The organism is Terrabacter aerolatus, assembly GCF_007991735.1.
GTDB lineage: Bacteria > Actinomycetota > Actinomycetes > Actinomycetales > Dermatophilaceae > Terrabacter > Terrabacter aerolatus.
The window spans coordinates 40,312-47,125 of sequence record NZ_BJYX01000026.1 but is presented as its reverse complement, the minus strand read 5'-3'; the positions used below and the strand labels follow the sequence as shown (position 1 = coordinate 47,125).

The following is a 6,814-nucleotide window of genomic DNA, read 5'->3' as shown; positions in this document are numbered from 1 at the left end:
TTCACCCGGCTCAATGAGCCAGCCTCAGGGGCAACCCTTCAAAGTTATCCCGCCTCAAGCTTGGGAGTCAAAAGCCGCGAAACGATCTTCAGATCGCCCGGCTCCGACCCGCTTGGTTCAGCGGTTCCTACTCTCCAAGGCTACCCGATCAAGTCGAGTGCCTCGGACCATCTCGTCAACCCCGGGACCGGCCAACTTCGCTCGCGATCACTCGCTCCGCGGTGGCGTCCGTTCCTCCCTGTCGGGCTGACGAAGAGAACATTACAGAAGCCTCGCCGGATCGCATAATCCGGCCCAGCCACCCCTCCGCGCGCCCCTGGGGAGCCCTACCCGGAGCACCCCCACGGGCGACGCCGGACCCCAGCGGACCCAGTGGACCCCAGCGGACCTCAGTGGACCTCGGCGAACCTCAGCGGATGCGGGCCAGGTCGAGGGTCCAGACCGGGTTGCCCGGCACCGCCGTCACGCGGTCGCCGCTCGCGAAACGGGTCGAGGGCTGCAGGAGCGGGACGAAGGGGCTGCGCTCGTTCATCGCGAGCTGCCACGCGGCATACGCCCCGGCCCGGTTGTCGCCCACCGAGGAGCGCGCGGCGTCGGTGAGGTCGTCGATGACCTGGTCGGTGCCGCGGGCCCAGCCGGCCCGAGAGCCGACGAGCTCACCCGGCGCGAACGCGAGGTAGTTCTCGGGGTCCGGGTAGTCCGGGCTCCAGCTCCACAGGCTGAAGGCAGTCCGCCCCGAGCGGTAGGCGGCGATCGCCTGGGCCGCCGGCGCCGGGTTGAGCTGCACCTTGATGCCCACCTGGGCGAGCTGCGAGCGCACGGCCGTCGCGAGCGCCGTCGTCGGGATGCCCTGGATGGGCAGGTCGGCGGCATACGACAGCGGGATCGGCTGCCCCCGGTAGCCCGACCGGCGCAACGCCGCCCTGGCGGCCTCGAGGTCGCGGGCCGGCACGAGCGGCAGGGTCACCACCGGAGTCGGTATGCCGTTGGCGCCCGTCGTCATGGACGGACCGGGCGTCGTCGGGGTGGCCGTCGACGAAGGGGGAGACGTGGGCGGGGAGGTCGCGGGACCCGGCGTGCCGGTCGCCCCGGTGCCCCCGGTGCCTGCCGCCCCTCCGGTCGCCGACGGTGTGGGCGTCGGCGCGAGGTCCTCGAGCGCTCCGACGATGCCGGCCGGGATGAGGCCGGCCGCCGGCGTCGAGCCCTCGGCGACCCGGGACAGCGCCTCACGGTCGAGGCCGCGACGCACCGACTCCTCGAAGTCGGGGTTGGCCGTCCACGCGTTGAGGGTCTTGTCGCGGCCGAGGGTGAGGTAGACGAGCGAGCTCGAGCGCATCGTCGTCACCGTGACCGCCGAGGTCTGGGTGCCGGCGTCGACCCCCTCGGCCTGGTTCGGCGAGAGGTCGAGGGCGATGTCGATGCGTCCGGCCCGCAGCTCGGCGAGCTGGCTCCTGGCGTCGAGGTTGCGAAGGACGATCTCGGGGAAGGCCGGCCTGGCCCCCGTCCACAGGGGGTTGGCCTTGAGCCGCACCTCGGACGACCCGCGCACGCTCTCGATGACGTAGGGACCGGACCCCGCCGAGTGCTGCGACAGGTAGCCGCCGGCGGTGTCACCGGGGCCGATGGTCCCGCCGTGCGCCTTGACCGCGGCCGAGTTGAGGATGCCGAAGGCCGGGTTGGCGAGGATCGCGGGCAGCGCGAAGTTCGACCCGGTCGAGCTGAGGGTGAAGGTGCGGTCGTCGACCTTCGTCGTCGAGACCGTGCCGATGATCGACGCCGCCGGCCCCGTCAGGCCCTTGGCGCGCTCGAGGCTGAAGATGACGTCGTCGGTCGTCACCGGGGTGCCGTCGGAGAACACGAGCCCCTTGCGCAGCCGCAGCGTCAACCAGCGACCCTCGGGCGAGAGGGTGTACTCGGCCATCCCGGGCACGACCTTCGTCGGGTCGTCGGGGTCGAGGGTCGTCAGCGTCTCGTAGAGCGAGTGCGTCAGCAGGGCCCCACTGCGGTCGAACTGGCGCGTCGGGTCGAGCGTCGAGTGGTCGAAGACCGCCCCGACGACGAGCGGCGCCGCCGGCGTCGTGGGGGTGGGCCCTGTCGTGGCGACGCCGGGAGTCGTCCCGTCGGTGGCCACGGGCGTGGACGCGTCGGTGGCGCCGGTCGTGCAGGCCGCCGTGGCCAGCGCGAGCACGCCGACCGCCGCCACCACCGTGGGGCGGACGAGACGTCGACGCATGGACTTCCTTCGAGGCACCCGGCCGGGGTGTGGACCCGGGCCGGACTGTGGGACTGCGCGTGGGCACGCGGACAACGACGGCAGGTGGGACGACGGCAGACCCGGAACACCCCGTCCGTGCTCCGGAGTCTAGCCGCCAGCGCCCGCGGCGGCGCCCGCCTCCGCTGCGCTGGGCGCGAGCACGAGGTAGGCCTGCGCGGCGAGCACGACCGCGATGGCGACCCACTTGCCCGTCGGCAGCTCCACGCCGTAGCGCCAGCGGTCGACGAGGACGAGCCCCACCTGGAGCATGACGACCCAGCCCATCGTGACGAGGGCGAGCTCGGCGTACCTCAGCGACGACGCATACACCCAGAAGAGGACGAGGAAGGCGCCCACGCCGAGCACGAGGGCCCGCACGCTGCCGTTGACCGCCCACTCCTTGGCGAAGATCGCGCCGGCGAGGTCGAGGCCGGCGAGGCAGACCATCGCGACCGTCGCGACGACCGGGACCGGCCAGGCCTCGGGGGCCTTGATGAGGGGGAACACGTCGGTGACGCTCATGACGGGCGGTCCTTCCGGAAGGGAGGGGCCCGACCCCACGGGCCCTTGCCGTCAGAGGGCCCGGCCCGCCGCGGTGATACCCCCGCGGACCTCAGCCGCCGACGTAGGCGGCGAGGTGCTCACCGGTCAGGGTCGAGCGGCTCGCCACGAGGTCGGCCGGCGTGCCCTCGAAGACGACGGTGCCGCCGTCGTGCCCGGCGCCGGGACCCAGGTCGATGATCCAGTCGCCGTGGGCCATGACCGCCTGGTGGTGCTCGATGACGACGACCGACCTGCCGGAGTCGACGAGCCGGTCGAGCAGGCCGAGCAGGTTGTCGACGTCGGCCAGGTGCAGGCCCGTCGTCGGCTCGTCGAGCACGTAGACCTCGCCCTTCTCGGCCATCTGCGCGGCGAGCTTGAGGCGCTGGCGCTCACCACCGGACAGCGTCGTCAGCGGCTGGCCGAGCGTCAGGTAGCCGAGGCCGACGTCGGCGAGCCGGGTCAGGATCGCGTGGGCGGCCGGGGTGCGGGCCTCGCCCTCGGCGAAGAAGCCCAGGGCCTCGGTCACCGGCATGGCGAGCACCTCGGCGATGTTGCGTCCGCCGAGCTCGTAGTCGAGCACCGCCGCCTGGAAGCGCCGGCCCTCGCACTCCTCGCACGTCGACTCGACGGTCGCCATGACACCGAGCTCGGTGTAGATGACGCCGGCGCCGTTGCAGGCCGGACACGCGCCCTCGGAGTTGGAGCTGAAGAGCGCAGGCTTGACGCCGTTCGCCTTGGCGAACGCCTTGCGGATCGGCTCGAGCAGACCCGTGTAGGTGGCAGGGTTGCTCCGGCGGGAGCCGCGGATCGCGCCCTGGTCGACGACGACGACGCCCTCGCGCTGGGCGACCGACCCGTGGATCAGCGAGCTCTTGCCCGAGCCCGCGACCCCCGTGACGACGCAGAGCACCCCGAGCGGGATGTCGACGTCGACGGCGCGCAGGTTGTGCGTCGCCGCCCCACGGATCTCTATCGCGCCGGTCGCCTCGCGCAGCGACTCCTTGAGGCTGACCCGGTCGTCGAGGTGGTGGCCGGTGACCGTGTCGCTGCGGCGCAGCTGCTCGACCGTGCCCTCGAAGACGACCTCGCCGCCTCCCGTGCCGGCCCCCGGCCCGAGGTCGACGACGTGGTCGGCGATGGCGATCGTCTCCGGCTTGTGCTCGACGACGAGGACGGTGTTTCCCTTGTCGCGCAGCTGGAGCAGCAGCGCGTTCATCCGGGCGATGTCGTGCGGGTGCAGGCCGATCGTCGGCTCGTCGAAGACGTAGGTGACGTCGGTGAGCGACGAGCCGAGGTGGCGGATCATCTTGGTGCGCTGGGCCTCGCCGCCCGACAGGGTGCCGGCGGGCCGGTCGAGCGAGAGGTAGCCGAGACCGATCTCGGCGAAGGAGTCGAGCAGGTGCTGCAGCCCGCGCAGCAGCGGGGCGACCGAGGCGTCGTCGAGGTCACGCAGCCAGACGGCGAGGTCGCTGATCTGCATCGAGCAGAGGTCGGCGATGTTCTTGCCCCTGATCCGCGAGGAGAGTGCCTCCTGCGAGAGACGGGTGCCGTTGCAGTCCGGGCAGGTCGTGAACGTCACCGCGCGCTCGACGAAGCGGCGCACGTGCGGCTGCATGGCGTCGAGGTCCTTGGAGAGCATCGACTTCTGCACCTTGGACAGGACGCCCTCGTAGGTGAGGTTGACACCCTCGACCTTGATCTTCTCCGGCTGGCCGTAGAGCAGCTTCTGGCGCTGTCGGTCGGTGAACGAGGCGATCGGCTTGTCCATCGGCAGCCCGGCGCCGCTGAAGATCCGGCCGTACCACCCGTCCATGCTGTAGCCGGGGACGAGGAGCGCCCCGTCGGCCAACGACTTCGTCTCGTCGTAGATGGCCGTGAGGTCGAAGTCGTTGACCGACCCCATCCCCTCGCAGCGGGGACACATGCCGCCCTGGTAGACCGCCTCGCGTACGACCGAGGTCTCCTGCCGGTTGCCGCGGTCGGTCTTCATGACCCCGCTGGCGACCCGGGTCGGCACGTTGAAGGCGAACGCCGTCGGCGGCCCGATGTGCGGCGTGCCGATGCGGCTGAAGAGGATCCGGAGCATGGCGTTGGCGTCGGTCGCGGTGCCGACCGTCGACCGCGGGTTGGCGCCCATCCGCTCCTGGTCGACGATGATCGCCGTCGTCAGGCCCTCGAGGAGGTCGACCTCGGGACGGGCCAGCGACGGCATGAAGCCCTGGACGAAGGCGCTGTAGGTCTCGTTGATCATCCGCTGCGACTCGGCGGCGATCGTCGCGAAGACGAGCGAGCTCTTGCCCGAGCCGGAGACCCCGGTGAAGGCGGTCAGCCGGCGCTTGGGCAGCTCGAGGCTGACGTCCTTGAGGTTGTTCTCCCGCGCGCCCTGCACGCGGATGGTGTCGTGGACGTCGGCGGGGTGGGTGCTGCGGTCGGTCGACGGGGCGGTGCTCATCGCGTCCATGCGACGTACGCTACGACGCCGCGGCGACGGGAGGGGCGCTGCGCGGCGGGCTCCGGCGGGCTCCGGCGGGTTCTCCGAGGTGTGGTCCGAGCGGCTCAGCGGAACGCGGCGACGAACCGGCGCAGCACGTCGTGGGCCGCCGAGACGTCGGCGGCGCGGACGACGTCGATGATCGCGTCCTGCTCGTCCGGTCGGAAGTAGCCGAGGTGGGCGTACGCCCGGATCCGCTCGACGAACGTCTCCACCTCGAGCTCGGGGTGGAACTGCGTCACCCAGGCGCACGACCCGACCCGGTAGGCCTGCACCGGGCAGGCGTCGCTCGTCGCGACGACGACGGCGCCCGGGGGCGGCTCGGTCGCGGCCTCCTTGTGCCCGACGAAGGCCGCGAAGGTGTCGGGCAGCGCGCCGAAGACGGGGTCGTCTCGGCCCGCGTCGGTGATCCGCACCGTCGTCGTGCCGACGGGCTCGCCGTAGGTGCGGTCGACGACCCCGCCGAGGGCCAGGCTCGTCGCGCCGACGCCGTAGCAGAGCCCGAGGTAGGGCACCTGCCGCTCGACGAGCTCGCGCACGAGCACGGTCAGCTCGCCCTCGACGCGGCGCTCGGTCGCCGACTTGGCCGAGTCGGGCTCGCTCACCGTGAACGGGCTGCCGCCCAGCACGACCCCGGCGTATGCCGTCACGTCGAGGGGCAGGACGGGTCCCTGCTCGAGGCGCACGTGCACGACGGCGTCGTCGCCGAGGCCGGTCAGGCGCAGGAACGCAGCCCGCTCCTGCGCCGCCAGCGCGTCGTCGACCCGCGAGGTCAGGAGCAGGAAGGGGCGTCCCGTCACGGGAGCAGGTCGTCGAGGTAGAGCGGCAGCATGGACCACCAGGTCGGCCAGTCGTGGTCGTAGCCCGGGCCCCAGTCGTCGACCCGGTTGGGGATGCCCTTGCTGCCGAGCACGTCGGCGACGGCACGGGACTCGCCGACGTCCTCCCAGCGGCCGCTGCCCGAGGCGAGCACGACCATGCGGGTCCGCAGCACGTCGAGGGCCGGCCCCTCGAGCCCCGGCACGAAACGCAGCGGCGAGCTGAAGTAGAGGTCGTCGTTGACGTGGCCGTCGAGGAACTGCTCGATGGCGTACGTCCCGCTCATGCACACCGCCGAGTGCACGAGCTCGGGGTAGCGGCAGGTGATCGCGAGCGCGTTGAAGGCGCCGATGGACGAGCCGGCGACCGTGACGGGGACGCGCTGCCCGCCGAGGTCGGAGTGGATGGCGGGGATGACCTCCCGCGCGATCGTCTCGTGGTAGGCGTTGAAGAGAGCGAGGCGGTACTCGACGGTGCCCCGGTGCTGGGCCAGGGCCCGGCCGGCGACGCTGTCGACCGAGTAGACCTTGGCGCGGCCCGCGGCGAGGAGGGGCTCGAGGTGGGCGATCAGGTGGTGTCGCTCGACCTCCTCCGCGTCACCGCCCGCGGTCGGGAAGAGGAGCACGGGCGCGCCGAAGGTGCCCCACCTCGCGACGCTGATGTCCTGGCCCAGACGGTCGGAGTACCACCGGTCGGTCACCTTCATG

The 6,814-nt window shown here is 72.1% G+C and carries 5 protein-coding genes; all 5 read right to left on the bottom strand.

The window, feature by feature from the left end; all coding sequences use genetic code 11:
• Positions 1-409 precede the first annotated feature (409 nt).
• A complete protein-coding gene (locus tag TAE01_RS17835; RefSeq protein ID WP_147068159.1) occupies positions 410-2,233 on the bottom strand; it encodes an ABC transporter substrate-binding protein in 1,824 nt (607 codons plus the stop codon).
• 129 nt (positions 2,234-2,362) lie between these two features.
• Positions 2,363-2,776, bottom strand: coding sequence for a hypothetical protein (locus TAE01_RS17830; RefSeq protein WP_147068158.1), 414 nt, complete (start codon positions 2,774-2,776; stop codon positions 2,363-2,365).
• Positions 2,777-2,867: 91 nt separating this feature from the next.
• Entirely contained in the window at positions 2,868-5,249 is a 2,382-nt protein-coding gene (locus TAE01_RS17825; protein ID WP_147068164.1) for an ATP-binding cassette domain-containing protein, read from the bottom strand.
• 104 nt (positions 5,250-5,353) lie between these two features.
• Complete coding sequence (locus TAE01_RS17820; protein ID WP_147068157.1) at positions 5,354-6,088, bottom strand: glutamine amidotransferase; 735 nt, start codon at positions 6,086-6,088, stop codon at positions 5,354-5,356.
• Complete coding sequence (locus TAE01_RS17815) at positions 6,085-6,813, bottom strand: esterase family protein (protein WP_147068156.1); 729 nt, start codon at positions 6,811-6,813, stop codon at positions 6,085-6,087. Before TAE01_RS17815 ends, TAE01_RS17820 begins: the two co-directional genes overlap by 4 nt.
• Position 6,814 lies beyond the last annotated feature (1 nt).